General features: G+C 67.0%; 31 protein-coding genes. 14 read left to right on the top strand and 17 right to left on the bottom strand.

Translation table 11 applies throughout. The annotated features are described in order from the left end of the window. Window positions 1–17: 17 nt before the first annotated feature. The 8 genes from LZ686_RS01020 to LZ686_RS01055 form a co-directional block, all read right to left on the bottom strand. Entirely contained in the window at window positions 18–461 is a 444-nt protein-coding gene (locus LZ686_RS01020) for a MaoC family dehydratase (protein ID WP_127898588.1), read from the bottom strand. 141 nt (window positions 462–602) lie between these two features. Continuing rightward, window positions 603–1472 (bottom strand): TIGR01459 family HAD-type hydrolase, encoded by an 870-nt coding sequence (locus LZ686_RS01025; protein WP_349546732.1) that lies wholly within the window; start codon window positions 1470–1472, stop codon window positions 603–605. Further along, window positions 1472–2389, bottom strand: coding sequence for a manganese-dependent inorganic pyrophosphatase (locus LZ686_RS01030; RefSeq protein WP_148912254.1), 918 nt, complete (start codon window positions 2387–2389; stop codon window positions 1472–1474). The genes LZ686_RS01025 and LZ686_RS01030 overlap by 1 nt, the downstream gene beginning before the upstream one ends. A gap of 138 nt (window positions 2390–2527) precedes the next feature. Then, entirely contained in the window at window positions 2528–3037 is a 510-nt protein-coding gene (locus tag LZ686_RS01035) for a CarD family transcriptional regulator (protein ID WP_042246772.1), read from the bottom strand. Between the two features lie 291 nt (window positions 3038–3328). Further along, on the bottom strand, window positions 3329–3667 hold the full coding sequence (fdxA, locus tag LZ686_RS01040; protein ID WP_045999118.1) for a ferredoxin FdxA: 339 nt from the start codon (window positions 3665–3667) through the stop codon (window positions 3329–3331). A 31-nt stretch (window positions 3668–3698) separates the two neighbouring features. Next, window positions 3699–3992, bottom strand: a complete 294-nt coding sequence (locus tag LZ686_RS01045; RefSeq protein WP_045999117.1) for an RNA-binding S4 domain-containing protein — start codon at window positions 3990–3992, stop codon at window positions 3699–3701. A gap of 1 nt (window position 3993) precedes the next feature. Beyond that, window positions 3994–6924: a helicase-related protein gene (locus tag LZ686_RS01050; RefSeq protein WP_349546733.1), complete on the bottom strand. Its 2931-nt coding sequence runs from the start codon at window positions 6922–6924 to the stop codon at window positions 3994–3996. A gap of 9 nt (window positions 6925–6933) precedes the next feature. Then, entirely contained in the window at window positions 6934–7446 is a 513-nt protein-coding gene (locus LZ686_RS01055; RefSeq protein WP_232303246.1) for a tetratricopeptide repeat protein, read from the bottom strand. A 130-nt stretch (window positions 7447–7576) separates the two neighbouring features. Here LZ686_RS01055 and LZ686_RS01060 point away from each other — a divergent pair, with 130 nt between their 5' ends. Both LZ686_RS01060 and LZ686_RS01065 read left to right on the top strand, forming a co-directional pair. Continuing rightward, window positions 7577–7861 carry an SCP2 sterol-binding domain-containing protein gene (locus tag LZ686_RS01060; protein ID WP_042246766.1) on the top strand — a complete coding sequence of 95 codons (285 nt, stop codon included), beginning with the start codon at window positions 7577–7579 and terminating at the stop codon, window positions 7859–7861. An 8-nt stretch (window positions 7862–7869) separates the two neighbouring features. Next, a complete protein-coding gene (locus LZ686_RS01065) occupies window positions 7870–8808 on the top strand; it encodes an alpha/beta fold hydrolase (RefSeq protein WP_295168470.1) in 939 nt (312 codons plus the stop codon). Window positions 8809–8845: 37 nt separating this feature from the next. On the opposite strand, the gene LZ686_RS01070 is transcribed toward LZ686_RS01065, so the two are convergent. From LZ686_RS01070 to alr, 6 genes are all read right to left on the bottom strand, one after another. Next, on the bottom strand, window positions 8846–9775 hold the full coding sequence (locus LZ686_RS01070) for a hemolysin family protein (protein ID WP_084693645.1): 930 nt from the start codon (window positions 9773–9775) through the stop codon (window positions 8846–8848). Continuing rightward, the gene (ybeY, locus tag LZ686_RS01075; protein ID WP_349546734.1) at window positions 9772–10269 is read right to left on the bottom strand and encodes an rRNA maturation RNase YbeY; all 498 of its coding nucleotides are present in this window, start codon (window positions 10267–10269) and stop codon (window positions 9772–9774) included. Before ybeY ends, LZ686_RS01070 begins: the two co-directional genes overlap by 4 nt. Further along, window positions 10262–11338, bottom strand: a complete 1077-nt coding sequence (locus tag LZ686_RS01080) for a PhoH family protein (RefSeq protein WP_349546735.1) — start codon at window positions 11336–11338, stop codon at window positions 10262–10264. The genes ybeY and LZ686_RS01080 overlap by 8 nt, the downstream gene beginning before the upstream one ends. A gap of 135 nt (window positions 11339–11473) precedes the next feature. Continuing rightward, window positions 11474–12196, bottom strand: a complete 723-nt coding sequence (locus tag LZ686_RS01085; protein WP_349546736.1) for an ABC transporter ATP-binding protein — start codon at window positions 12194–12196, stop codon at window positions 11474–11476. Next, window positions 12193–12951: an MlaE family ABC transporter permease gene (locus tag LZ686_RS01090; protein ID WP_349546737.1), complete on the bottom strand. Its 759-nt coding sequence runs from the start codon at window positions 12949–12951 to the stop codon at window positions 12193–12195. The genes LZ686_RS01085 and LZ686_RS01090 overlap by 4 nt, the downstream gene beginning before the upstream one ends. Beyond that, the gene (gene alr / locus LZ686_RS01095; RefSeq protein ID WP_349546738.1) at window positions 12948–13964 is read right to left on the bottom strand and encodes an alanine racemase; all 1017 of its coding nucleotides are present in this window, start codon (window positions 13962–13964) and stop codon (window positions 12948–12950) included. The genes LZ686_RS01090 and alr overlap by 4 nt, the downstream gene beginning before the upstream one ends. 170 nt (window positions 13965–14134) lie before the next feature. On the opposite strand from alr, the gene LZ686_RS01100 reads away from it, so the two are divergent. The 7 genes from LZ686_RS01100 (at window position 14135) to LZ686_RS01130 (ending at window position 19697) form a co-directional block, all read left to right on the top strand. Beyond that, window positions 14135–15667, top strand: a complete 1533-nt coding sequence (locus LZ686_RS01100; RefSeq protein ID WP_349546739.1) for an acyl-CoA carboxylase subunit beta — start codon at window positions 14135–14137, stop codon at window positions 15665–15667. A gap of 205 nt (window positions 15668–15872) precedes the next feature. Then, a complete protein-coding gene (locus LZ686_RS01105; protein ID WP_157001723.1) occupies window positions 15873–16028 on the top strand; it encodes a hypothetical protein in 156 nt (51 codons plus the stop codon). Window positions 16029–16115: 87 nt separating this feature from the next. Next, window positions 16116–16529, top strand: a complete 414-nt coding sequence (locus tag LZ686_RS01110) for a hypothetical protein (RefSeq protein ID WP_349546740.1) — start codon at window positions 16116–16118, stop codon at window positions 16527–16529. 127 nt (window positions 16530–16656) lie between these two features. After that, window positions 16657–16899 carry a hypothetical protein gene (locus LZ686_RS01115; protein WP_349546741.1) on the top strand — a complete coding sequence of 81 codons (243 nt, stop codon included), beginning with the start codon at window positions 16657–16659 and terminating at the stop codon, window positions 16897–16899. A gap of 75 nt (window positions 16900–16974) precedes the next feature. Next, a complete protein-coding gene (locus LZ686_RS01120; protein WP_042246739.1) occupies window positions 16975–17187 on the top strand; it encodes a YMGG-like glycine zipper-containing protein in 213 nt (70 codons plus the stop codon). Window positions 17188–17286: 99 nt separating this feature from the next. Next, a complete protein-coding gene (locus LZ686_RS01125; RefSeq protein ID WP_349546742.1) occupies window positions 17287–19332 on the top strand; it encodes an acetyl-CoA carboxylase biotin carboxylase subunit in 2046 nt (681 codons plus the stop codon). Further along, entirely contained in the window at window positions 19329–19697 is a 369-nt protein-coding gene (locus LZ686_RS01130; protein WP_349546743.1) for a hypothetical protein, read from the top strand. The genes LZ686_RS01125 and LZ686_RS01130 overlap by 4 nt, the downstream gene beginning before the upstream one ends. Window positions 19698–19707: 10 nt before the next feature. Here LZ686_RS01130 and LZ686_RS01135 read toward each other — a convergent pair whose 3' ends face one another. Next, window positions 19708–20094, bottom strand: coding sequence for a DUF4174 domain-containing protein (locus LZ686_RS01135; RefSeq protein WP_349546744.1), 387 nt, complete (start codon window positions 20092–20094; stop codon window positions 19708–19710). Window positions 20095–20141: 47 nt separating this feature from the next. Between LZ686_RS01135 and LZ686_RS01140 the strand changes: the two genes are divergently transcribed. Continuing rightward, complete coding sequence (locus tag LZ686_RS01140) at window positions 20142–20819, top strand: hypothetical protein (RefSeq protein WP_148912261.1); 678 nt, start codon at window positions 20142–20144, stop codon at window positions 20817–20819. Here the strand turns inward: LZ686_RS01140 and LZ686_RS01145 are convergent. Both LZ686_RS01145 and LZ686_RS01150 read right to left on the bottom strand, forming a co-directional pair. After that, complete coding sequence (locus tag LZ686_RS01145) at window positions 20785–20976, bottom strand: hypothetical protein (protein ID WP_045984253.1); 192 nt, start codon at window positions 20974–20976, stop codon at window positions 20785–20787. The two genes, LZ686_RS01140 and LZ686_RS01145, sit on opposite strands and share 35 nt — an antisense overlap. 93 nt (window positions 20977–21069) lie before the next feature. Continuing rightward, window positions 21070–21657, bottom strand: a complete 588-nt coding sequence (locus tag LZ686_RS01150) for a DUF4174 domain-containing protein (RefSeq protein WP_349546745.1) — start codon at window positions 21655–21657, stop codon at window positions 21070–21072. Window positions 21658–21714: 57 nt separating this feature from the next. Here LZ686_RS01150 and scpA point away from each other — a divergent pair, with 57 nt between their 5' ends. From scpA to LZ686_RS01170, 4 genes are all read left to right on the top strand, one after another. Next, window positions 21715–23847 (top strand): methylmalonyl-CoA mutase, encoded by a 2133-nt coding sequence (gene scpA / locus LZ686_RS01155; protein ID WP_349546746.1) that lies wholly within the window; start codon window positions 21715–21717, stop codon window positions 23845–23847. Between the two features lie 126 nt (window positions 23848–23973). Further along, the gene (locus tag LZ686_RS01160) at window positions 23974–24798 is read left to right on the top strand and encodes a glycosyl transferase (RefSeq protein ID WP_349546747.1); all 825 of its coding nucleotides are present in this window, start codon (window positions 23974–23976) and stop codon (window positions 24796–24798) included. Then, window positions 24795–25313 (top strand): hypothetical protein, encoded by a 519-nt coding sequence (locus LZ686_RS01165; RefSeq protein ID WP_349546748.1) that lies wholly within the window; start codon window positions 24795–24797, stop codon window positions 25311–25313. Before LZ686_RS01160 ends, LZ686_RS01165 begins: the two co-directional genes overlap by 4 nt. A gap of 107 nt (window positions 25314–25420) precedes the next feature. Beyond that, window positions 25421–26710, top strand: coding sequence for a homoserine dehydrogenase (locus LZ686_RS01170; protein ID WP_349546749.1), 1290 nt, complete (start codon window positions 25421–25423; stop codon window positions 26708–26710). Window positions 26711–26780 lie beyond the last annotated feature (70 nt).

A 26780-nucleotide genomic window follows, 5' to 3' on the forward strand; every position in this document is an offset into this window, starting at 1 on the left:
AGGGCGCCACGCACCCCTCAGTCGAACTTGCGGCTTGGGGCCAGCACGACCGCCTCGCCTTTCAAGACGACCGTATCGCCGACGAGGCAGCGGGTTGCAAGCGTGACCCGCCGTTTCGCATGGTCGATGGCCTGAACCTCGACCTCCGCACGGACCATGTCGCCGGGGCGCACGGGGGCCATGAACTTCAGCGTCTGGCCCAGATAGACGGTGCCGTGACCGGGCAGCTGTTCGCCGATCACCGCAGAAATCAGCCCCGCGGTCAGCATGCCGTGGGCGATCCGGCCTTCAAAGATCGTATCCTGCGCATAAGCGTCGTCCAGATGGACCGGGTTCCGGTCGGTCGACACCTCGGCGAACAACTCGATGTCGCGATCGGTCACCTGCTTTTGCAGGTGCCGGACCATGCCGATCTCCAGATCCTCGATGACGATGGTTCCGCGTGGAAGATTGTCCAACATCTTGCTGCTCATCCGGAATGCCATGATCCATGCCTCATGCTGCATAGCAGCACAAAGCATGGATGGCAACAATATTTCCGAATGCCTTCGGTATGCGTTCCATTGTTGCGCCGCGGCCCGCGCATCGCGGGCCGCGGCGCCTCAGCGCAGCCGCCCGATCGCGAAGGTCGGCGCCCGTCCCTGCGATCCCAGCCATTCAGGCAGCATCCCGGCATCGGGCTGTGCGACGTCCGGGCCAAAGGCATCCGCGGCCAGACCGCCGGTGACGAAGATCGAATCGATCCCCTGCGCCTCGGCACCCGCGATGTCGGTGGCGATGCCATCGCCCACCGCAAGATACCGCGCCTCGGGGCCCAACCCCATCAGTGCCCGCGCCCGGTCATAGATCGGCGCATGCGGCTTGCCGTAATACAGCGCCGTCCCGCCAAGCGACTGATAGAAATCGGCCAATGCGCCCGCGCAATAGATGCGGGTCTCGCCCATGTCGACGACGATGTCGGGGTTCGCGCACAGCATCGGCAGACCACGGTCGACCGCCCCCTGGAACCGGTCGCGGTAATCTTCGGGCGTCTCGTTCAGCTCGTCGAACGGACCCGAGGCGATGATCCCCTCGGCCTCCTCCAGCGGGACGCGCCGGATGGGCGCCGCATCGCGATGGGCGTCAGGAATGTCGGTAAAGAACCCGTGGTCCTTCTCGATCCCGATATGCCAGACGTTCCGCCCGACGGCGCCCGCGAACATCGCGTCCTGCGCCGCGTCGCCGGAACTGACGACCAGATCCCAGGCATCGCGCGGCACGCCCATGCGGTCCAGCTGAGCGATCACGTACTGGTTCGGGCGCGGGGCGTTGGTCATCAGGCAGACCTGGCCACCCTGCGCGCGGAACGCCTGCAGCGCCGCGACCGCAGCCGGAAAGGGCTGCTTGCCGTTGTGCAGGCAGCCCCACAGATCGCAGAACAGCGCGTCATAGCTGGCCGAGACCTCGGCCAGCGACGAAATGATGCGGGTCATCAGACGGCCAGGACCGGAATGATCTGCTTCTTGCGGCTCATGACGCCGGGCAGGACGACGGTGTCACCGGTGACGGTGACGCCAAAGCTGCGCTCGGCCACGAACTTGACATAGTCGTTGGGCACCAGCAGCGTCGCCTGTTCGCGCAGGATGTCGACCACGAACAGCATGACCTCGTCCGCACCATCTTCGGCGGCAACGGCAGGCATGGCGGCGATCAGGGCATCCTTGCGGTCCAGGATCACCTGCGGCGCGGTCGTCTCCAGGACCGAGATGCGCAGCTGCTTGCCGCCCAGTTCGTATTCCTTGCTGTCCATCTTCAGCAGCGCGGCCTCGCTGAAGGCGCTGACATCGGATTTCGCGGCGAACATCTCGGCGGCGAACTCGGCGATGTCGACGCCCAGGTCGGCGGCCAGCTTCTCGGCCACGGCGCGGTCATGCGGGGTCGTGGTCGGGCTGCGGAATTCCAGCGTGTCCGACAGGATACAGGTCAGCATCGCGCCCTTGATCCCTTCAGGGGCCTGCGCCAGATCGTCGCCGATCAGGTCGTGCATGATCGTCGCGGTGCAGGCCAGCGGGCGGATCGTAATGTTGATCGGCGCACGGGTCTTGATGCCGCCGGCCAGCAGGTGGTGGTCGATGATCTCGATCACCTCGGCATGCTCCAGGTTGGCGGGCAGTTCGGCGGGGTTGTTGGTGTCAACGATCACGCAGACGTCGTCGGCGGTCACGTCGTCGATGATGCGCGGCTTGGACAGGTTCCAGCGGTCCAGCATCCACAACGCCTCGGTGTTCGGCTCTCCCTGCAGCACGGCCTCGGCCGGGGTCTTGCGGCACTCGTTCAGATACCAGGCCCAGATGATGGGCGAGCCGGTGGAATCCGTGTCGGGGGAAGTGTGGCCGAAGACCTTGATCATGATGCGCCTCGAAGGGTGTTGGGTATGGATGGCCGCCTTATAGGCAGGCGGGGCAGCGTTGTCCACGTTCGGCACAACGGTCCACCAAAGCGAAAGGGCGCCCGGTCGGGGCGCCCTTGGGGTCGTCGTGGTCAGCGGTCAGGCGGCGCGGGTCAGCAGAACCTCGCCCACCCGCTTCTGCGCGCCGCCTTCGTCAAGACCGCCGACGGCCGCGACTTCGCGGGTCAGGCGGTCGAGGGCGGCCTCGTACAGCTGACGCTCGGAATAGGACTGTTCGCGCTGATCGTCGCAGCGGTGCAGGTCGCGCACGACCTCGGCGATGGACAGCAGATCGCCGGAATGGATCTTCTGCTCATACTCCTGCGCCCGGCGCGACCACATCGCGCGCTTGACGCGGGCCTTGCCCTTCAGCGTCTCCAGCGCGCGGTCGATCAGGTCGGGGGTCGAGAGGCTGCGCATACCGATCTCGCTGGCGCGGGCGGTGGGCACGCGCAGGGTCATCTTGTCCTTGTCGAACGAGATCACGAACATCTCCAGCCGCAGGCCCGCGACCTCCTGTTCCTCGATCGAGACGATACGACCGACCCCATGGGCCGGATAGACAACAAAGTCATCGGGGCGGAATTCGTTCTTCTTCGATTTCGACATCTGGCTTCCTCTGACATGCGCCCGCGAGACGGGCACAAAGGGCCGCAGGGGGGCAAGGCCACCCTCGGTCCGTTTTCGATCATGTTTGACGACCCCTGCCTGCAGTCGGCACGGATCCGGCAGTCTGGGATGCGACATAGTCCTGTTGACAAGCAGCAGCACAAGGCGCGACATAGGAACTATAACACAAAAATGACGCCAAAAAAAGCACCGCCTTTCGGGCGGCGCATCGGCATTGTCTAGCCCTTTAATGGCGGCGAAACAGGACCTTGCAGGCCCTGCCCGGTCGAATCAATCGCCTTCGCCGGGCGTTTCCGAGAAATACTTTTCCAGCTTGCCTTCCTGACCGTCCATCTCGGCGGCGGTCGGCAGGGGATCCTTCTTCCGGGTGATCACCGGCCAGAGTTCGGAGTATTTGCGGTTGAACTCGACCCAGCTTTCCATCGCCGGCTCGGTATCCGGGCGGATCGCGTCTGCGGGGCATTCCGGTTCGCAGACGCCACAGTCGATGCATTCGTCGGGATGGATGACCAACGTGTTCTCGCCCTCGTAGAAGCAGTCCACGGGGCACACTTCGACGCAATCAGTGTATTTGCACATGATGCAGTTGTCAGTCACGACATAGGTCATCGGGGCGCTTTCGTCTGGTCTGTTCGGGCTGTCACCTAGACATTCCCGGGGGATCAATCAAGTCTTCGCGATACAGCAGCTGCGCCTCGGGGGCCGGGCCGCGCCGGTCCGACAGGCCCAGCACGGTCAACACCCGCACACGCTGATAGGCGGATACCGTCAGCACGTCGCCGGGCCGCACAGCGCGCCCCGGCTTGCGGCAGGGCTGGCCGTTGACGCGGATGCCGCCCGCCTCGATGCGGGCGGCAGCCAGGCCGCGCGTCTTGAAGATCCGCGCGTGGCACAGCCATTTGTCCAGCCGAAGGCCGGCGGCGGCCTCGGTCAAGTCAGGTCTTGTCCTTCAGCTGGGCCAGGATCGCAAAGGGGCTGTCCGGATCGGCCTTCTTCTCGGGGCGCGAAGAGAAGGTCTGGGGACCCTGATGCGACGGCTTGCCGCCCTTCTTGGGGCCACCGAACTTGCCGCCGGGCTTGCCGTTGCGATCGCGACGTTCGCCCTGCGGGCGATCCCCTGCCGGGGCCGCATCCTTGGACTGACCGTCGCGCGGGGCGCCATCGCGGCGCGGGCCGCGGCGCTGACCCTGCGGGCGATCACCCTGGGGACGCTCGGCCTGGCCGCGGTCTCCCTGCGGGCGACGGTTGCCGCGCGGCTTGGGCGCCCATTTGAAGGTATAGAACACCTCCATCTCCGGGGGTGCGACCTCGGCGGCGGTCTCGGGCTCCGCGTCGACAGCATCGGCCTCGGGGGCGTCTGCCTTGCGCTTTTCGGCCTGCTCGGCCTCCCACTTGGCGCGGGTCTCGGCGGCCAGGACCGATTCCTCCTCGGTCATCGGCGCGTCAGAGCCGTCAGCCTCGGGGGTGGACACGACGGCCGGGGTCTCGGTCGCCTTGACCTTGGCACGCTCGCCCTTGTCGGCGGAATAGCCCAGGCCCTGCATCAGGCCCGAAAACTGCTCCAGCGTCATGCCGGTGATCGACAGCATGTCGGGATTGGCCTCGAACCCGCCGCGGGTGTCCTGCGCGCGCAGCAGATCGGCCAGACGCTCCAGCATGTCGATGCGGATCGCCCGGTCGCCCGCGGGGCGATAGCCCGACAGCGCATAGACCTGATCGGGCACGACCGGAAGATGCGGGATGGTGACCAGACCCGGCGGCGGGCTTTCCGGGAATTCGGACAGCCCCTCGTGCAGCGACCACAGGACCAGACGCAGGCGCGTCGGCGCGGGCTTCAGCAGCGCGGGCAGGAAGATGGTGAACTGGCCAAAGCGGACGCCATGCTTGCGCAGCATGCCGCGCGATTCCTGGTCCAGTTCCTTGACCTCGGCGGCGATGCCGTCGCGGGGCAGGATCCCAAGCGCCTCGACCAGCCGGAAGGCAAAGCCGCGGGCCAGACCGGTCAGCGCCTCGTCCTTCTGCAGGGTCAGCAGCGGCTCGTACAGCGCGGCGATCTTGCGGTCGATGAAATGCTGGGCCCGGCGGCGGACCTTGTCGGCGATCTCGGGACCGGCCTCCTCGTCGACGAAGACCTCGACGCCGGGATGCAACGGGTCGGAGCCCTTGACCAGCTTGCCGACCGCCTGGTTGCCCCACATCAGGCCGCCCTGTTCGGTATAGTCCATCTCGGTGTCGGGCGCGTTGTAGAAACGGTCCGCACGCAGATGGAATTCGGGCTTGAGCGCGTCATAGCTGGCGCGGCTCAGCATCCTGGCCTCGTCCGCCGATGCGGTCTGGTCGGGGCGGAAGCGGAAGCCCTCCAGGCGGCCGGCGAATTCGCCCTCGACCGTCACTTCGCCCTTGTCATTCACTTCGGCCACCAGGCTCTCCTTCTGCTTGAGCCGGCGCAGAAGCACGGATGTGCGCCGGTCCACAAATCGTTGGGTCAGGGCCGCGTGCAGCGCGTCCGACAGGCGGTCTTCTACAGCGCGCGTTTCCCCGCGCCAATGCTTTTCGTCCGCCACCCAGCCCGTTCTTTGCGCGACATAGGTCCAGGTGCGGATATATGCCAACCGCTTCGAAATGGCGTCGATGTCGCCAGCGGTCCGGTCGATGCGTTCGATGGCCCGGCCAAGCCAATCCGCCGGGATATGTCCATCCTGCAGGAAACCGAAGATCCGCGCCAGCAAAGTCGCATGTTCCATGGTCGAGATTCCCCGGAAATCGGGCACCCGGCACACGTCCCACAGCAGGCGCACGTCCTTGCCGCCGCGGATGCGGTCCTTGATCTCGGGAAAGTCGCGCAGGATCTTCAGCGTCGCCACGTCGTCGGCCTCGCGCCCGCGGGCCAGCAGTTCGTGGCCGGGGCCGGTCTCCAGGCTTTCGACCAGCCGGTCCATGCTGCCGAAATCCAGCTTGCCGTTGCGCCAGACCAGCCGGCTGATGGGGGCGAACCGATGGTTCTCCAGCGCGTCGATCAGTCCCTCGTCCAGGGGCTCGGCCTCTCCGGTGACGCCGAAGGTGCCGGATTCGGTGTGCCGCCCTGCCCGGCCGGCAATCTGGCCCATCTCGTGGGGAAACAGGGGGCGGACCCGCTTGCCGTCGAACTTGTGCGTGGCGCTGAAGGCCACGTGCTTGATGTCCAGGTTCAGGCCCATGCCGATGGCGTCGGTGGCCACCAGATAATCGACCTCGCCGTTCTGGTACATCTCGACCTGGGCATTGCGCGTGCGCGGCGACAGCGCCCCCATCACGACCGCACAGCCCCCCTTCTGCCGACGGATCAGCTCGGCCATCGCATAGACGTCGTCGACGCTGAAGCCCACGATCGCGCTGCGCGGCGGCATCCGGGACAGCTTCTTCGATCCTGCCCATGACAGGGTCGAGAACCGCTCCTTGCGCTCGAACTGGGTTTCGGGAACCAGGGCCGCGATGGTCGGGCGCATGGTGCTGCTGCCTAGGAACAGCGTCTCGACGGTACCGCGCATATGCAGCAGTCGGTCGGTGAACACATGCCCGCGTCCGGGATCGGCGCACAACTGGATCTCGTCGATGGCCACGAAATCGGTGGCGATGTCGGGCATCGCCTCGGTGGTGGCGACCCAGTACTGGACGCGGTCGGGAACGATCCGCTCCTCTCCGGTGACCAGGGCCACGACCGAGGGGCCGCGCGCGGCCACGATCCGGTCATAGACCTCGCGCGCCAGCAGGCGCAGCGGCAGGCCGATCACCCCCGACCGGTGGTTCAGCATCCGCTGGATGGCGTAGTGGGTCTTGCCCGTATTGGTCGGGCCCAGGATGGCGGTGATCCGCCCGCGCGTCGTCATGTTCATGCCTTAGATATCGGTGCCGATGCGCTTGTGTTCCAGACGTGCCTGGCCATCGATGGCTTCCTGCTGGTGGGGATGGATCGCCAGGCTGGCACGATAGGCCGCCAGGGCGCGGGCGTCGTCGCCCATCTCCTCCAGCATGGCGCCCAGCTGGGTCAGCGCCGCAAAATGGCGCGGCTCCAACTCCAGCGTGCGGCGCAGGTCGGCCAGCGCGGGCCCGAACTGGCCTGCCGTCGCATAGGCCGCGGCCCGCGTCTGGAAGCCTGCCGCAAAGTCGGGGGCATGGTCGGTCAACGCGGTCAGATGACCGATGGCCGACGGGATGTCCCCCATGTCCAGCGCCGCCTCTCCCCGCTGCAGCAGCAGGTCCATCGCCGGCGACCCGGACCGCGACCATTCGCGCAGGATGTCGCTTTCCGCGATGCGCCAGCCCTCGCCCTCGGGCTGGGCCAGGCGCGCGAAGGCGTCGTCCAGCCCCTGGCCCGCGGCCGCGATCGGTACCACGCTTGCAATAACCACGAAAATCGTCAGAACTTTGTGACGCAATGCCGTGACGGCAGAGTGGAAATTCAGGCGGACCGCGTTCATATGTCTGGTGTAGCCCAGGCCGCAGGTCGGGCGCCAGACAAAGCGCACCAGGAGACGTGAAATGAGCGAAGTCGTGACCAAGGCCGTCCAGAAGCTGGGCGAAAAGATCGACAGCTTCGATTCTGTCGCAAAGTTCGTCATCACCGGCGAAGGCGCGATCATGATCGACGAAGACGGCGTGCGCGCCGGCGACGAGGATGCCGAGGTGACCCTGACGGCAAGCCGCGAGACATTCGAAGGCATCCTGAACGGCGACGTGAACCCCGCGACCGCCTTCATGATGGGCAAGCTGAAGATCGACGGCTCGATGGGCGTCGCGATGCAGCTGGGCCAGAAGCTGTCCTAAGCGCCCGCGTGCAGCAGGCACCCTTCCATCAGCTTCCGGACGACCGGTCGCAGCCCGCCCGCGCCTTCTGGGCGCAGGCCGGTGATGGGGTCCGCCTGCGCATGGCGCATTGGCCCGCGGATGCGGCACGCGGCAGCGTGCTGCTGTTCCCCGGGCGGACCGAATACGTCGAGAAATACGCCCCCGTCGCCCATCGCCTGATGGCCGAGGGTTACGACGTCCTGTCGATCGACTGGCGTGGTCAGGGCATGTCGGACCGCCTGCAGCCCAATCCCCGCCCCGGCCATATCCGCGATTTCGCGGATTACCAGCACGACGTGGTCGAGATGATCGTGGCGGCGGAACAGCTTGACCTGCCCCGTCCGTGGCATCTGCTGGCGCATTCGATGGGCGGCTGCATCGGGTTGGCCGCGCTGGAGGGCGGCATGGCCGTGCAGAGCGCGGTGTTCTCCGCACCCATGTGGGGCATCAATCTTCGCCGGATGCAGCAGGGCGTGGCCTTGGGCATCGCCTATTTGGCTGGACGCGTGGGGCGTGGCGGCCTGACGGCACCGGGCAGCGGCGGGGCGGCGACGACCTATCCTCTGGACGAAAGCTTCAACGCCAACCTGCTGACCGGCAACGGTGACGAATGGGCGCGGCTGGTGCGCGAAGCCGTGGCCTGGCCCGACCTGACCATCGGCGGCGCCACCTTCGATTGGGTTGGCAGGGCACTGAACGAATGCGCCCGCCTGTCGCGCATTCCATCGCCCGACATGCCGATGCTGGTGTCTGTCGGCAGCGACGAAAAGGTCGTGTCGCCGCAGGCCATCCGGGACCGTGCCGCACGCTGGCCGCAATCGGAGCTGCTGACCATTCCGGGGGCCAAGCACGAAATCCTGATGGAAACGGACCCGTTGCGCGATTTGTTCTATGAGGCGATGCTGGCCCGGTTCGAGGCCAGCTGACGCGACACGGACCGGGGGCTGTACGCCCCCCGCCCCGTCAGGACTGGGCGCTTTTCCGATCGGACGGCGTGCTGATGCTGGGCATGCGCAGGCGGATCCGCTTCAGGCGACGCGGATCGGCATCCACGACCTCGAACTCGGCGCCCGAGGGATGGGCGATCACCTCTCCACGCAGCGGCACGCGCCCCGCCAGCATGAAGATCAGACCGCCAAGCGTGTCGATATCCTCGTCCTCGTCGCCGATCAGGCGCAGGCCAGTCTCAGCCTCGACATCGTCCAGCGCGGCACGGGCCTGTATCAGCCACTGGCCGGTCTTCTCATGCACCCACAGGCCGCCCTCGACCTCGTCATGCTCATCCTCGATCTCGCCGATCACCTGTTCGATCAGGTCTTCGATGGTGACCAACCCGTCGACGCCCCCGTATTCGTCGATGACCAGCGCCATGTGGATGCGCTTGGTCTGCATCTGCTGCAGCAGCACCCCGATGGGCATCGAGGGCGGAACGTACAGCAACGGCCGAAGCATCGGGCGCATGGTGAACTTGCCCCCCGCACCGAACCCATGCTTCAGCGCCAGGTCCTTTAGATGGATCAGGCCAAGCGGGCTGTCCAGCGTGCCGCGAAAGACCGGCATCCGTGAAAACCCGTGCTCACGGAACATCTCGACCAGATCCTCTAACGACAGGTTCGCGGGGGCGGCCACGATCTCGACCTTGGGAATGGCGACGTCATCGACCCGCATGCGGCGCAGATTGACCAAGCCGGGGGTGCCCACGACATGGCGGTCCTGATGATCGTCGTCCGCGCCGCTTTCGGACCCTGTCAGGGCCGACAGCACGCGGCCAAAAAATCCTTTGCCATTACCGGCCTCCTTCTCCTCGGTGGCGCCACCGTCGACGGCGATCGCCGTGACCTCCTCGATGGCCGGCTGAGGAGCGGGCTCGGATAATCGGCTTTCGGAATTCATCGGTCTTTCTCCTGGTAAGGGTCTGGAATGCCAAGCCGGGACAGGATGGCGCGCTCGGTCGCCTCCATCAGTTCGGCATCGGGATCGTTCAGATGGTCGTAACCCAGCAGATGCAGGGTCGCATGGACCAGCAGGTGCTGGACGTGATGGTCGAAGGGCTTGCCCTGATCCTCGGCCTCGGCCGCGCAGGTATCATAGGCGATCGCGATGTCGCCCAGTTCCTCCTCGTCCGGCATCTCGGGCGCCTGACCGGGATCATGCGGCAGATTCTCGACCGACGGCCATGACAACACGTTCGTGGCCCGGGGCTTGCCGCGGAAATCGGCGTTCAGCGCCGCGATGCGGGCGTCGTCGCAGCCCATGACGACCACCTCCCCGCCCAAGCGGTGGTGGTCCAGCGCGGCGGTGACAGCAAGGGCCGCCAGGTCCTCAAGACCGGCGGCCTGCCATCGGTCATCCTCGATGACGCAGTCGACGGAAATCTCGTCAGGCATCGTTTCTGAATGCGCGGCGGGGAACGTACTGGCCGCGCGGCTCCTCTGTTTCACCGCGGGCAAGGGCGGCGTTGTCCTCGACCTCATACGCCTTGATGATGCGCGCGACAAGCGGGTGGCGCACGACGTCATCGGCTGTGAAATAGCTGAAGCTGATGCCCTTGACGTCCTTCAGGATGCGCTCGGCGTCCATCAGTCCCGACATCATGCCGCGCGGCAGGTCGATCTGGGTGCGGTCGCCGGTGATGACCATCCGCGAGCCTTCGCCAAGACGGGTCAGGAACATCTTCATCTGCATGCTGCTGGCGTTCTGAGCCTCGTCCAGCACGACGAAGGCGCGCGCCAGGGTGCGCCCGCGCATGAAGGCCAGGGGCGCGATCTCGATGCGCTTCTCCTCCATCAGCTTCTGCATCTGCTTTCCGGGAAGAAAGTCGTTCAGCGCGTCGTAGAGCGGCTGCATGTACGGATCGACCTTCTCCTTCATGTCGCCCGGCAGGAAGCCCAACCGCTCCCCGGCCTCGACGGCGGGGCGCGAAAGGATGATCTTGTCGACATGGCCGCCGATCAGCATCGTCACACCCACGGCCACCGCCAGATAGGTCTTGCCGGTGCCCGCAGGCCCGATGCCAAAGGCCAGCTCGTTCTGGAACAGCGACCGGACATACGCTTTCTGCGCATCCGTGCGCGGCTCGACCGACTTCTTGCGGGTTCGCAGTTCGTAGTTGCCCTGCGCGAACATCTCCAGCTGTTCGGCCGGGGTCACGTCGGCGGCGGGTTCGACCCCCATGCGCAATGCGGCCTCGACCTCGTCGGGGCCGACGGGGCGGTGCTGTTCCAGCCGCGCATATAGGCCACGAAGCAGGTTCGCGGCCTCGGACTGGGCCTCGGGGCCGCCGACCACGGCAATCTGGTTGCCGCGACGCAAGATATGGACGCCAAGTGCCTCCTCGATCCGGGCCAGATGGCGGTCGTTGGGACCGCACAGGTCGATCAACAGCCGGTTGTCGGGGAATTCAAGCAGGGTTTCGGCGGAAGCCGCGGTGACGGGTGGCGTCGGGGTCAGGCCCAAATGTCTCTCCTGGTCAATCTGGTCGGTCCATGGTGGCAAGCCGGTCGGATTCGCACAAGTTCATGTTCGTGGTAAATGGGGCGCAACTGCCCCCGTTTTTGGCAGAACGGCCAAGCCTGTGCGAAAGTTGCATCCTTATCGCGCATGATCACTGACCCCGGCAGACGGGATGCCCAGAAAACCGGCCAAGGCGGGCGCGCGGTCCATGTCCGCCACCGGGCCGTCATGCGCGATGCGACCATCCGCCAACAGCGCGACACGGTCGCCGATGATCCGGCAGCTGGCCATGTCATGCGTGATGGTGATCGCGGTGGCCCCTGTTTCGGTCACGATGCCGCGGATCAGCGCATCGATGGCCCGCGCGCGGATCGGGTCCAACCCGGTAGTCGGTTCGTCGAAGAAGATCACCGCCGGGTCGTCGGCAATGGCGCGGGCCAGGCCGACGCGCTTAGCCATGCCGCCCGACAGCTGCGCGGGCATCAGGTCGGCGATGTCCGAAGCCAGCCCCACGCGCGCCAGCTTGTCCAGCGCGATAGCGCGGGCGCGGCGGTCGTCCATCCGCTGGCGCAGGCGGAAGGCGACGTTCTGCCAGACCGACAGGCTGTCGAACAGGGCCGCCCCCTGGAACAGCATCCCGAACCGCGCCATGAAGCGTGCCCGGTCCAGCGGCTGGCCGTTCCACAGCACCTGCCCCGCATCGGGGCGCTCCAGCCCCAGGATACATTTCAGCAGGACCGACTTGCCGGTGCCGGACTGGCCGATCACGCACAGGCTTTCGCCCGTGGCGACGGTCAGATCGACGCTGTCGAGGACCCGCTTGGCGCCAAAGGATTTGCTGAGGCCGCAGGTCCGGATCATTCGAAGAACAGCCCGGTCAACGCAAAGTTCGCAGCCAGGATGCCGACGGCGGCAGCGACGACCGCATTGGTCGTGGCCCGTCCGACGCCTGCCGCCCCGCGCCCCGACCGCATGCCGAACCAGCATCCCGACAACGCGACGACCAGCCCGAAGACCGCCCCCTTGATCAAGCCAGAGGTAACGTCCCAAGGCTCCAGATACGCCCAGCTGTTCGCGATGTAGCTGGCCGAATTGAACCCAAGCGAGGTCGTGCCCACCAGCCAGCCGCCCATGATGCCGATGATGTCGCCCGTGGCCACCAGCACCGGCATGCACAGGATCGCCGCCCACAGCCGGGGCGTGACCAGCCAGCGGACCGGGTCGGTCGACAGTGTCACCAACGCGTCGATCTGTTCCGTGACGCGCATGGTCCCGATCTCGGCGGCGATGCTGCTGGCGACGCGGGCGGCGACCATCAGGCCGCCCAGGACGGGCCCCAGTTCGCGAACCATCCCGATGGCCACGATGGCCGGGACGACGTCGCCGGCCTGAAACCGCTCTCCGCCCGAATGAATCTGCAGGGCCAGCGCCGCCCCGGTGAACAACGCCGTCAGCCCTACGACCGGCAGCGACAGCCAGCCGATCTGCATCACCTGGCGCAGGATTGCACGGGGTGTCCCGAACCCCGACAGCCCCCGCATCGCGAACAGCGCCACCGCCCCGATGGTCCGGGTGGCGCGCAGGGCGGGTCGTCCGATCGCCCGGATGGGCGTCACAGATAGGTCCGCTGATAGCGCAGCCCAAGCGAGGTCAGCACCTCGTATCCGATGGTGCCGGCGATGTCGGCCAGGCGGTCGATGGGTTGATGCGCGCAGATCAGGTCAAGCCGGCCGGGCACCGCATCCAGATCGGTGACGTCCACCGTGATCAGGTCCATCGACACGCGCCCGACGACCGGACAGGCCGCATCGCCGGCGAACAGCTGCGCGCCCTTGCCCGACAGCGAACGCAGGATGCCGTCGGCATAGCCCGCATCGACGGTGGCGATGCGACAGTCGCGCGGCGCGTACCAACTGGCGCCATAGCCGACCATCTCTCCCCTCCGCACGTCACGGGTCTGGATCACGCGCAGCGACAGCGTGACGACGCCGCGGGCCTGCGCAAAGGGCAGCCCGCCATACAGACCCACGCCGGGGCGCACCATGTCGAAGTGATAATCCGGTCCCAGCAGGATACCCCCGGTCGCGGCTAGCGACCGCGGCACTTCACAGCCATCGGTCATTGCGCGGAACGTGGACAGCTGCGCCGCGTTGGCGGGGTGGTCGGGCTCGTCGGCGCAGGCCAGGTGCGACATGATGAAGGCCGGTCCGGCGGCCAGCGCCTCGTCCCGGATGGCGCCCCATTCGGCGGCCTCCATGCCAAGGCGGTTCATCCCGGTGTCCAGCTGAATGGCGAAGGGCTGGCCGGGGCGCATGGCGCGATCACGAAAGAACTGCGCAGGGCTGTTCAGGACCGGGGTCAGCCCGGTCAGGTCCGCGCCCTCCATGTGCCCCGACAGCACGTTGATGCGCGCGTCCTGCGGCAGCAGCGGCCGGATCGCCCGTCCCTCATGCGCCAAGGCCACGAAGAAATCGCGCACGCCGGCGGCATAGAGGGCCGGGGCGACGCGGTCGGCGCCCAGGCCATAGGCATCGGCCTTGACCACGGCAGCGGCACGCGCGCCAGGGGCCAGTGCGGCCAGCGCCGCGTGATTGGCCACGATGGCCGCGATGTCGATCTGCAATCCCATATGCGTGGCTTGCCCCCCTGCCCGGCCCGCGTCAAGAGGCTGCCGCAGCATGTGTTTGCACATATGCACTTAGCATGAAAGCTCGCATCTGTATTTTGCAAATTCCCCCGAATTGTCTTTGCCCCACCTGCATCGGAGTCTAGCCTAGGACACCGGATCAGGAGGGCGCGATGAAGGACATTCTGCAGCAGTTGGAAGAACGCCGACAGCAGGCCCGGCTTGGCGGCGGCCAGCGGCGCGTCGACGCCCAGCACGCCCGCGGCAAACTGACGGCCCGCGAACGCATCGACCTGCTGCTGGACGAGGACAGCTTCGAGGAGTTCGACATGTTCGTCGCCCATCGCAGCACCGATTTCGGCATGCAGGACGACCGCCCGGCTGGCGACGGGGTGGTGACCGGATGGGGCACCATTAACGGCCGCATGGTGTATGTCTTCTCTCAGGACTTCACCGTCTTCGGCGGATCGCTGTCGGAAACCCATGCCCAGAAGATCTGCAAGATCATGGACATGGCGATGCAGAACGGCGCGCCGGTGATCGGGCTGAACGATTCGGGGGGCGCGCGCATCCAGGAGGGCGTGGCCAGCCTTGCGGGTTATGCCGATGTGTTCCAGCGCAACGTGCTGGCATCGGGCGTCGTGCCGCAGATCAGCGTGATCATGGGCCCTTGTGCAGGTGGCGCGGTCTATTCGCCCGCGATGACCGACTTCATCTTCATGGTGCGCGACACGTCCTACATGTTCGTGACCGGGCCCGACGTGGTCAAGACCGTCACGAACGAGGTCGTGACCGCCGAACAGCTGGGCGGTGCGTCCACACATACCCGGAAATCCTCCGTCGCGGACGGGGCGTTCCAGGACGACGTCGAGGCGCTGTCGGAGATCCGCCGGCTGTTCGACTTCCTGCCGCTGAACAACCGCGAAAAGGCCCCGACCCGGCCCTTCTTCGACGACCCGGCGCGGATCGAGCCCAGCCTGGACACGCTGATCCCCGACAACCCGAACCAGCCCTATGACATGAAGGAGCTGATCGCCAAGGTCGCGGACGAGGGCGACTTCTACGAGATCCAGAAGGATTTCGCGGGCAACATCATCATCGGCTTCATCCGCATCGAGGGGCAGACCGTGGGGGTCGTCGCGAACCAGCCGATGGTGCTGGCCGGTTGCCTGGACATCGACAGCTCGCGCAAGGCCGCGCGCTTCGTGCGGTTCTGCGACGCGTTCGAAATCCCGATCCTGACGCTGGTCGACGTTCCGGGCTTTCTGCCGGGGACCGGCCAGGAATATGGCGGCGTCATCAAGCATGGGGCGAAACTGCTGTTCGCCTATGGCGAGGCGACGGTGCCCAAGGTCACGGTCATCACCCGCAAGGCCTATGGCGGCGCCTATGACGTGATGGCGTCGAAGCATCTGCGCGGCGATTTCAACTATGCCTGGCCCACAGCCGAGATCGCGGTGATGGGCGCCAAGGGCGCGGTCGAGATCCTGTATCGCAGCGAACTGGGCGATGCCGACAAGATCGCCGCCCGCACCAAGGATTACGAGGACCGCTTTGCCAACCCCTTCGTGGCCGCCGAAAAGGGCTTCATCGACGAGGTGATCCAGCCCCGGTCGACGCGTCGCCGGGTGGCCCGCGCCTTTGCCAGCCTGCGCGGCAAGCGGCTGACGAACCCGTGGAAAAAGCACGACAACATTCCGCTGTGACTGACGGGGACGGGCGCGCGATGCACAAGGTCGTGAATGATGCAGCCGGGCCACAGGGGGGCGGCGCTTTGGCGCCCGCCTTCCTGCGTCCCTGTCTGATCGCGGCGGGCTTCTCTATCATGCCGCGCAGGCCGGCAGATCAACAAGCCGACCACAACCCGAGCAGCCGGGCGCAACACCGCCCGCCCTACAGGAGCATGTTTCCATGTCGAAAAAGATCATCCTCGGCCTCGTGCTGGTTTCCGCCTTCGCCGCGTGCCAGCGCCAGCAGCCTGCCGACGTCTATGTCCCGACCGCCCCGGCCGCGCCCATGGTCAACCCCGTCACGACCGAGCCTGTCTACAACAGCAAATTCGGCTAAGACGAGACGTCCGACAATTGCGCGCGGGCGGCCAGCCTGCCCGTGCGCAGCGATCCGGCCCGCGCGCCCCAGCACAGGGGCCCTGCCATGCTGAAGCATCGCGGCTTTCCCGGGCGTCTGCCCGGCACTGATTTCCAATTTGTCATCCGGCGCGAGAATCGCAAGAAGGGCGCCACGCCCATCACGCGCCGCGAACGGTTCAAGGACCGCAGGCCCGCCGACAAGCGCGCCGATGCGGGCTTTCTTTCGGCGCTGATCGCGCATTTCGGCGACGAACCCTTTCCCCGCGGCAATCTTGATGCCGGTCGGCTGTCCTGGCTGATCGGCCGCGAGGTCAAGCCGGTGGGCCAGTTCGACCCTGCCGATTACGACCAATTGCTGCAGGTCGACATGACCGAGGCGGAGGCCGCCTTCCCCGAGCTGTTCGTCAAGGATGCGCCCCAGGAGTTCGACTGGGACGACCAGGACGGCTGGGACGACGACGAGGCCGACGACGACTGATGCGCAGGTTGATGCTGAACCCCTTGAAGTCACACGCATGTCAGTTTGACGCAGGCATCAGCTATGCGATAACCCCTTACCACCTCCCATCGGCCCCCGACGGGCCCATTACGACAGGTTTCTTATCATGCACAAATTCTTCTCGCTTCGCGTTGCCGGCCTGGCCCTGGTTGCCGCCGGTCTTTCGGCTTGCGCCCCCGGCTATCAGGGCGGCGGCATCTCGCCCGACGCGCAGCGCGCCGCAGGCGGTGCCGTTGCCGGTGCCGTCATCGCGAAGGCCCTGGACGAAGACCTGGCAACCGGCGCCGCGATCGGTGCCGTCGGCGGCGCGCTGTGCGACGACGCCGGTGTCTGCCAGCGTCGCTACTGATCGCTGCGGCAACCTCTCACCCTATCGGCAGCCCGCGCCCGGCGCGGCTGCCGCCCAACCCACGGGATCTTCACCATGTCCAAATTCCTTGCCATCGCTGCCCTGGTCGGCACCACGGCCATCGCCGGCTGCACCCAAGGCATCAACCCGACCGACACTGACCGCGCGCTCATCGGCGCCGGCGTCGGCGCGACCGTCGCATCGGTCGGCGGCACCAATGTCGTCAAGGGCGCGGCCATCGGCGGCGCGGCTGGCGCGCTGTGCAACGACTTCCGTCTGTGCCAGTGACCTGCTGATCGGCGCGCCCGTCGCGCCGACCGTCTGCAAAGCCGTCCGAAGCCCTGCGCTTCGGGCGGCTTTTTCACGTTCCGTCCTGGGGGGAAGCCCATGTTCAAGAAGATCCTGATCGCCAACCGGGGCGAGATCGCCTGCCGTGTCATCAAGACCGCCCGCAAGATGGGCATCGCCACCGTCGCCGTCTATTCCGACGCCGACCGCAATGCGCTGCATGTGCGCATGGCGGACGAGGCCGTCCATATCGGCCCGGCCCCCGCCAACCAGTCCTATATCGTGATCGACAAGATCATGGACGCGATCCGCCAGACCGGCGCCGAGGCCGTCCATCCCGGATACGGCTTCCTGTCCGAGAACATGAAGTTCGCCGAGGCACTGGAGGCCGAGGGCGTCGTCTTCATCGGCCCCCCATCCGGCGCGATCGAGCAGATGGGCGACAAGATCACATCGAAGAAGCTGGCGCAGGCCGCGGGGGTCAGCACGGTTCCGGGTCACATGGGCCTGATCGCAGACGCGGACGAGGCCGCGGCCATCAGTGCCCAGATCGGCTATCCGGTGATGATCAAGGCCAGCGCGGGCGGCGGCGGCAAGGGCATGCGCATCGCCTGGTCCGACGAGGAGGCGCGCGAGGGTTTCCAGTCCTCCAGGAACGAGGCCGCCAACAGCTTTGGCGACGACCGGATCTTCATCGAGAAATTCGTGACGCAGCCGCGCCACATCGAGATCCAGGTCCTGGCCGATCAGCACGGCAACGCAGTCTATCTGCACGAACGCGAATGCTCGATCCAGCGCCGCAACCAGAAGGTCATCGAGGAGGCGCCGTCGCCCTTCCTGGACGAGGCCACCCGCGCCGCGATGGGTCAGCAGGCCGTGGCGCTGGCCAAGGCCGTCGGCTATACCAGCGCGGGCACGGTCGAATTCATCGTCGACGGAAGCCGCAACTTCTATTTCCTGGAGATGAACACCCGCCTGCAGGTGGAACACCCGGTGACCGAACTGATCACCGGCGTCGACCTGGTCGAGCAGATGATCCGCGTCGCGGCCGGAGAGCCGCTGCCCTTCGCGCAGTCCGACCTGACGATCACCGGGTGGGCGATGGAGAGCCGGCTGTACGCCGAGGACCCCTATCGCGGTTTCCTGCCCTCCATCGGACGTCTGACCCGTTACCGCCCGCCGGTCGAGGTGGCGGCGGGGCCGATGCTGACCGGGGGCAAGTGGCTGGCCCATGGCGCCCCCACGGGTGCGGCCGCGGTCAGGAACGACACCGGCGTCTATGAGGGCGGCGAGATCAGCATGTTCTATGACCCGATGATCGCAAAGCTGTGCACCTGGGCACCGACCCGCGGCGAGGCGATCGAGGCGATGCGCACGGCGCTGGACGCCTTCGAGGTCGAGGGGATCGGGCACAACCTGCCCTTCCTGTCGGCGGTGATGGATCACCCGAAATTCGTCGCGGGCGACATCACCACCGCCTTCATCGCCGAGGAATATCCAGACGGGTTCCACGGCGCGGCCCTGCCCGAGGACGAGATGCACCGCATCGCCGCCGCCGCCGCCGCCATGCACCGCGTGGCCGAGATCCGGCGCACCCGTATCAGCGGCCGCCTGAACAACCACGAACGCCATGTGGGCGACGATTGGGTGGTGTTCGCGGACAAGCAGGACTGGCCCGTCCGCATCACCGCCGATGCCCATGGCGCAAATGTCGCCATCGCGGGGCGCACGATCCGGGTCGAGGGCGATTGGCGCCCCGGCCAGTCGCTGGCGCGGCTGGAGGTGGACGGACGCCCGCTGGTGCTGAAGGTGGACAAGATCGCCGCCGGGCTGCGCCTGCGTGCGCGCGGGGCTGACCTGCGCGTGCATGTGCGTCGGCCCCGTGCGGCGGAGCTGGCACGGCTGATGCCCGAAAAGCTGCCGCCCGACACGTCCAAGTTCCTGCTGTGCCCGATGCCCGGGCTGGTCGTGACGATCAATGTCGCCCAAGGGGACGAGGTTCAGGAGGGTCAGGCGCTGGCCACCGTAGAGGCCATGAAGATGGAGAACATCCTGCGCGCCGAACGCCGGGGCATCGTGAAATCCGTCAATGCCGCGCCGGGCGAAAGCCTGAAGGTCGACGACGTGATCATGGAGTTCGAATGATCCCCGCTCTGCCCGCCTATCTGCTGTCGGCCGGACTTGGGCTGGCGGGCGCGGCGGGCGTCCTGTCGGCGGTGGCGGCGCAGACCGTGCCCTTGCTCGGCACGCAGGTGCCACTGGCCTATCTGCTGCCGCCGATTGTCGGGCTGGCGCTGTTCCAGCTGGTTTTCGGGGTTTTCACCGGACGCTGGCGCGGGTGGCGGTTCTGGGCGGCGGCCATCCCGCTGTCGGCGGTCATCTGGGGCGCGGCATTGATGGCACTGCTGGGCGGTCATGCGTCGTGGCAGGCTGCGCTTGGCGTGGCGGCTGTGGGTCATGTCGCCGCAGGTCTGGCGGCGCTGTCGCTGACACGGGGGCGCGTGGCATGATGCGCGGGCGCTATCGCATCTCCTGCTGGCGCATCGGCATGCTGTCGATCAGGGACAGGATGTCCTCTGCCGCGACGGGCGTGGCCGACCGCATCTTGACCCCGCCATCCTTGCCGATCAGCAGAACCTGGAACCCTTGCCCATCGCGCAGTGCGTCTGCACCGGATCCGTCGGTCAGGATGACAACATCGCGTTCTGCCAACTGCTCCGCGTGTGCCTGCAGGTCGGCGATCTGCCGTGCGACCTGCGCCTCGGGTCCAATGACGACGACAGGGCGCGCCTGCCAACGCAGCGCGGCAAGCGTGTCCGCCTGCAGCGGCGCGGGGCCGCGGGCGGTGTCGGCGGGTGCCATGGCAGGCCACAGGGCCAGGACGGTAGACAGGCAGAATCGGTGCATGATCGCTCCTTTCGAAACAGGACGCGTTTGGCGCGGGACGGGTTCCCATGGCGCCGCTTGACCAATGGCTCAGCCCGCAGCTGCAGCAAGCGGTCGTCACTGGCCTTTTCGTGGCCATCGGTTGGATCGTCGTCGCGTCCCAGACCCGCCGCCGCGACGCCACGCTGCGCCGCGCGCGCGAGACCGACCTGCAGCGCGCCCTGCTGGCAGAGATCCGGGCGCATGTCTTTGCCCTTGAGCAGCAGGTGCCGTCGCCGCAGGACGCGGCCTTGCTGGTGTCGCGCATCGAGTCGGGAGATTTCGTGCCGACCCTGCCGCAGCAGGCCAACGACCGCATCTTTGCGGCCGTGATTTCCGACATACACATCCTGCCCGCGCCGGTCATCGACCCGATCGTGCTGTACTATCGGCTGCTGTCGATCATGGGCGCGCTGGCCACCGATCTGCGCCGGATCGCGCGCAGCGACGGCAAGCGTGCGGCGCAGATGATGGCCGATTATCTGGAGCTGATGGAGGAAACCCGCGATACCGGCCTGCAGGCAATGCGGGTCCTGACCGAATGCCTGCGCGGCGGCGCCGAGGCAGTCGAGGCGATGCTGGACGAGGACGAGGCGCAGGCCGCGGCACAGATCGGTGCGCGCCTGCCGCAGGAACTGGCGCAGATGCGCGAGCGTCTGTCGGCGACCGAGGTCAGTAGCCGATCTTCGGACCCGAGAGGCCGGTGATGGGACGCAATCCGATGGCGCGCACGATTTCGTTCGCACGGCTGACGGCGGTCGGTTTCGGCTTGGCTTCGCTGCGCAGCACGGGTGCGTCGGGTCGGGCGGACGCCTTGGGCGCGCGCGGTTGCGACAGGCTGCGGTCGGAACGCGAATTGGCCATGATCAACCCTCCTGCTGATCCGGCAACCGTGCCGGATATCGGTCATGATATAGGGAACGCGCCGCAAATCCACAAGTTTCGCGGCCCTGCACCTTATCGCATCACGCTGCCGCGCCCGATCTCCTGCCGGCGCAGGGGCAGACGGTCGATAGCGCGGCCAATCTCTCGGGCATCCCATGGGACGGGGCGGCGAATCTTGACCTGTCCGTCTTTGTCGATCAGCACCAGCGAGAACCCCTGCGGACGTAGCTGCTGTCGCCACGCGCTGTTGGCCGACGGGTCGCTGTCGAGCACAAGCACCACGTCGCGCGACGCCAGCGCCCGACCGTCACGGCGCAGCGATGCCACCTGGTCGACAAAGGCCGGGTCGTCCGCAGTGTCGGCAAAGATCACCACGGGGCGCGCCGTCCACAGGAACTGGTCCGGGTCGACCGTGGCGGCGTCCAGCACCTGCGGAGAGCCGTCGTCCAGGGGGGACGCGTCCGGCAGCGGGTCGGGCTCGACGCGCTGCGCGACCGGAGGCAGACGGGCTGGGTTGCGTTGCGGCACCGTGTCGCGCGGCTGCGTCGCGGCCGTCGCCCCGTCCGGTGCCCGGACAGCGGCGCCATCCGGCGGGGGGGCGTCGCGCGCGGGGCCCATCGCCGCAAGCGCCATCACGAATATCATAAATTTCAACTTCATCGGCACCTCGTCATGTCTTGAATATAGGGCAGGACCGTCGGCAGGAAAGGATGGATCATGACAAAACCCACGCTGGAGGACTGGCGCAAGCTGGCACAGGGCGAACTGAAGGGGCGCGACCCCGACAGCCTGACCTGGGACACGCTGGAGGGGATCGCCGTCAAGCCGGTTTATACCCGCGACGACCTGGAGGGGATGGACCACCTGGACGGCCTGCCCGGAATCGCGCCGTTCACCCGCGGCCCGCGCGCAACGATGTATGCGGGCCGCCCCTGGACCATCCGGCAATATGCTGGATTTTCCACGGCCGAGGAATCGAACGCCTTCTATCGCCGCGCGCTGGCCGCGGGGCAGCAGGGGGTGTCGGTGGCCTTCGATCTGGCCACGCATCGGGGCTATGACAGCGACCATCCGCGGGTCGAGGGCGATGTGGGCAAGGCCGGCGTCGCCATCGATTCGGTCGAGGACATGAAGATCCTGTTCGACGGCATCCCGTTGGACCGCGTTTCGGTGTCGATGACCATGAACGGCGCGGTCATCCCGATCCTGGCGAACTTCATCGTCACCGGAGAGGAGCAGGGCCATTCCCGTGCCGTTCTGTCCGGGACCATCCAGAACGACATCCTCAAGGAGTTCATGGTCCGCAACACCTATATCTATCCGCCCGAACCCAGCATGCGGATCATCGCGGACATCATCGAGTACACCTCGGCCGAGATGCCCAAGTTCAACTCGATCTCGATCTCGGGCTATCACATGCAGGAGGCCGGGGCGAACCTGGTCCAGGAGCTGGCCTATACGCTGGCCGACGGACGCGAATATGTGCGCGCGGCCATCGCGGCGGGCATGGATGTCGATGCCTTTGCGGGGCGGCTGTCCTTCTTCTTCGCCATCGGCATGAACTTCTTCATGGAGATCGCGAAACTGCGGGCCGCGCGCCTGCTGTGGCACCGGATCATGTCGGAATTTGCGCCGAAAAAGCAGTCCAGCCTGATGCTGCGCACGCATTGCCAGACGTCCGGCGTGTCCCTGCAGGAGCAGGACCCTTACAACAACGTCATCCGCACCGCCTATGAGGCGATGTCGGCGGCGCTTGGCGGCACGCAGTCGCTGCACACCAATGCGCTGGACGAGGCGATCGCACTGCCCACGGAATTCAGTGCCCGCATCGCGCGGAACACCCAGCTGATCCTGCAGGAGGAGACCGGCATCACCCATGTCGTCGATCCGCTGGCCGGGTCCTATTACATCGAGAGCCTGACGGCGGAGCTGGCCGAGAAGGCCTGGGCGTTGATCGAGGAGGTCGAGGAGATGGGCGGCATGACCAAGGCCGTGGCCAGCGGCATGCCCAAGCTGCGCATCGAGGAGACGGCGGCCCGGCGTCAGGCCCTGATCGACCGGGGCGAGGACGTGATCGTCGGCGTCAACAAGTACCGCAAGGAGGCCGAGGATCCGATCGATATCCTGGACATCGACAACGTCGCCGTCCGGGACAGCCAGATCGCCCGCCTGACCCGCATCCGCGCCACGCGGGACGAGGGCCGCGTCACCGGGACGCTGGCCGAACTGACCCGCCGCGCCCGGGAGGGCGGCAACCTGCTGGAGGCCGCCGTCGAGGCTGCCCGCGCCCGCGCCACCGTCGGAGAGATCAGCATGGCCATGGAAGACGAATTCGGGCGCCACCGCGCCGAGGTGCGCACCCTGGCGGGCGTCTATGGCGCGGCCTATGAGGGCGACGAGGGCTTTGCCCAGATCCAGCGCGACGTCGAGGCATTCGCCGTGGAGGAAGGCCGCCGCCCGCGCATGCTGGTCGTCAAGATGGGCCAGGACGGTCACGACCGCGGCGCCAAGGTGATCGCCACGGCCTTTGCCGATATCGGGTTCGACGTGGACGTGGGACCGCTGTTCCAGACGCCCGAAGAGGCCGCCCAGGACGCCATCGACAACGACGTCCACGTGATCGGCATCAGCAGCCAGGCCGCCGGCCACAAGACGCTGGCACCAAAGCTGATCCAGGCCCTGAAGGATGCGGGCGCCGGCGATATCCTGGTCATCTGCGGCGGTGTGATCCCGCAGCAGGATTACGACTTCCTGCGCCGTGCGGGGGTCAAGGCGATCTTCGGCCCCGGCACGAACATCCCATCCGCAGCCGCGGACATCCTGCGGCTGATCCGCGAGACGCGACCCTGAGATTTGCGTCCCGCGACGGCGGGGGGCCAGCCCCCCGCACCCCCCGTGGCCTGCGCGGAACCGTGAGGCCTGCTTGCCTCGCGGTGCCGGCTGTGAAACCCTGCACCCAAAGCGAATGGGTGAGACATGGACGACGGGCGCAACGGATCGGTCAAGCAGATCATCTGCATCAAGTGGGGTGCCAAGTTCGGTCCCGAATATGTCAACCGCCTGCATGCGATGATCGCCCGCAACATCACGCCGCCTTTCCGGCTGTTCTGTTTCACCGATGACGGGACCGGCCTGCATCCAGATGTCGCTGTGCGCCCGCTGCCCGATTTCGCTTATCAGGCCCCGGTCAACACCCGCGGCAAGTGGCCCAAGTCGCGGCTGTGGGGGGATCTGGGCGACGTCACGGGGGTGGTGCTGTTCCTGGACTTGGACGTGATCGTCACCGGCAGCCTTGACGCGTTCTTCGAACATGGCGATCCGGACGACACGATCCTTGGCCTGAACCCCAACACGCCGTTCGAGAAGATGGGCCAGACCTCGGTCTATCGGATGCGGGTCGGCAACCTGGCCCCGCTGCAGAAGATCTTTGCCGCAGACCCACAGGCCGCCGCTGACAAGTACAAGTACGAACAGCGCTTTGTCACCCGCAACGCCCCGGGCGGGGTCAAGTTCTGGCCGCGCGGATGGCTGGCCCATTTCCGCTTTCACTGCGTGCCGACATTCCCTCTGAACTATCTGCGCGATCCCAAGATTCCGCGCGGGACGCGCATCGTGATGTTCCCCGGCAGCCTGAACCCGCCCGACGCGATCCTTGGCCGATGGGACGAGGCCGACGAGGCCTGCGCCCCGTTGGATCACCTGCGCGCGGCCTTCACCGGCCAGCGGCGCGAGGGCTTCCTGAAGCATCTGCGCCATTATGTCCGGCCAACCCCGTGGGTGGCGCAGCTTTGGCGTGAATGATGCCCCTGCCCCGCGCGCCCGATCGTCTGCCCGATGAGATGGCCGCGGCATTGGGCCATGCCGTCGCGGCCTTCGGCTTTCTTGAGGAGGCGCTGAAGCGCGCGATCTTTTCGCTGACCCGAAAGGGTCTGGGCCGGGATGCGCAGGACCACGCCCTGGAGGCCTGGCTGCGCCGCATGGAGGAGATCGCCGACGACACCCTGGGCACGCTGATCGACAGCTTTCTGGCCGCCGCCCGCCGCAGCGAGGGGGTCGAGCTGGGCGCGCTGCCACCGACGCTGACCGACCTGCGGCGGATGCGCAACCTGCTGTGCCATGCGTCCTGGCGGCCGGGGGCACGGCCCGGCATGTGGCACCCGACCTTCATCAACACCCGCGGGGAACGCCATCCTCATGACATGGGGGCAGAAGACGTCCTGCAGGTCCGCGACCGGACCCTGCAGGCGGCGCGCCAGGTCGTGTCGGTGATGCGGCGGACCGGGATTGATGGGGAATGGGCGGGCGCCGACCCGTGATCGGTTCGTCGGCACGCATGCCACAGGACCGCGCCGCGACCGCATCGCGCGTTGCAACACGCGGCCCGGCGCGCTAACACCCGCAAAATCAAGGATGAGAGGCACTCATGTCGTCCCCCCTCCGCCTCGGCATCGCCGGGCTTGGCACCGTCGGGATCGGTGTCGTCAAGATCGTTCAGAAACACGCCGATCTGCTGGCGATGCGGTCGGGTCGCCCGGTGGCGATCACCGCCGTCAGCGCACGCGACCGCATGAAGAACCGCGACGCGGACCTGTCGACCTATCGGTGGGAGGCGGACCCGATGGCGGTCGCCACCGCCGATGACGTCGATGTTTTCATCGAACTGGTCGGCGGGGATGCGGGCGTCGCGCGCGACAGCATCGAGGCTGCACTGCGGTCCGGCAAGGATGTCGTGACCGCCAACAAGGCGCTGCTGGCCATGCACGGTCAGCACCTGGCCAAGCTGGCCGAGGATCTGGGCCGCGTGATCCGGTTCGAGGCCGCCGTCGCGGGCGGCATCCCGGTGATCAAGTCGATGACCGAGAGCATGGCCGGCAACCGCATCACCCGCGTGATGGGCGTGATGAACGGCACCTGCAACTACATCCTGACCCGGATGGAGAGCGCGGGCCTGCCCTATGACGCCGTCTTCGAAGAGGCCCGCCAGCTGGGCTATCTGGAGGCCGACCCGACGCTGGACGTGGGCGGCATCGACGCGGGCCACAAGCTGGCGATCCTGTCGTCGATCGCCTTTGGCACCCAGGTCAACTTTGACGCGGTCGAGATCGAGGGGATCGAGCGCGTCAGCATCGACGACATCCACCGCGCCCGCGACATGGGCTACCGCATCAAGCTGCTGGGCGTCGCGCAGATGACTGCCCGCGGGCTGGAACAGCGAATGTCGCCCTGCCTGGTACCCGCCGACAGCCCGCTGGGGCAGCTGGTGGGCGGCACCAACATGGTCGTGATCGAGGGCGACAGCGTGGGTCAGATCGTCCTGCGCGGCGCGGGCGCGGGCGAAGGCCCGACCGCCAGCGCGGTCATGTCCGACATCGTCGAAATCGCGCGCGGTGTCCGCATGCCGGTCTTCGGACAGCCTGCCGGATCGCTGACAGCGGCCCAGCCCGCCCGCACGGCCGTGCCCGCCGCCTATTACATCCGGCTGGAGCTGCAGGACAAACCCGGCGCCTTGGCCAAGGTCGCGACGGTCCTGGGCGATGCCGGCATCTCGATCGACCGGATGCGCCAGTACGGCCAGCACAGCCCGGCCAGCGTTCCGGTTCTGGTCGTGACCCACAAGACCACGCCCGAAGCCATCGACTACGCCATCGAGGCCCTGCCCCGCACCGGTGTCCTGGTCAGCGACCCGGTCGAGCTGCGCATCGAGGAAGTGTGAAAAAGGGGGCCACCGGCCCCCGTCCCGCGCCGCAAGGCGCTGATCGCGTCGCGCCCCCGTTTTCGGGGGC

This window comes from Paracoccus sp. NFXS7 (genome assembly GCF_040148865.1).
In the GTDB taxonomy this organism is placed as follows: Bacteria; Pseudomonadota; Alphaproteobacteria; order Rhodobacterales; family Rhodobacteraceae; genus Paracoccus; species Paracoccus marcusii.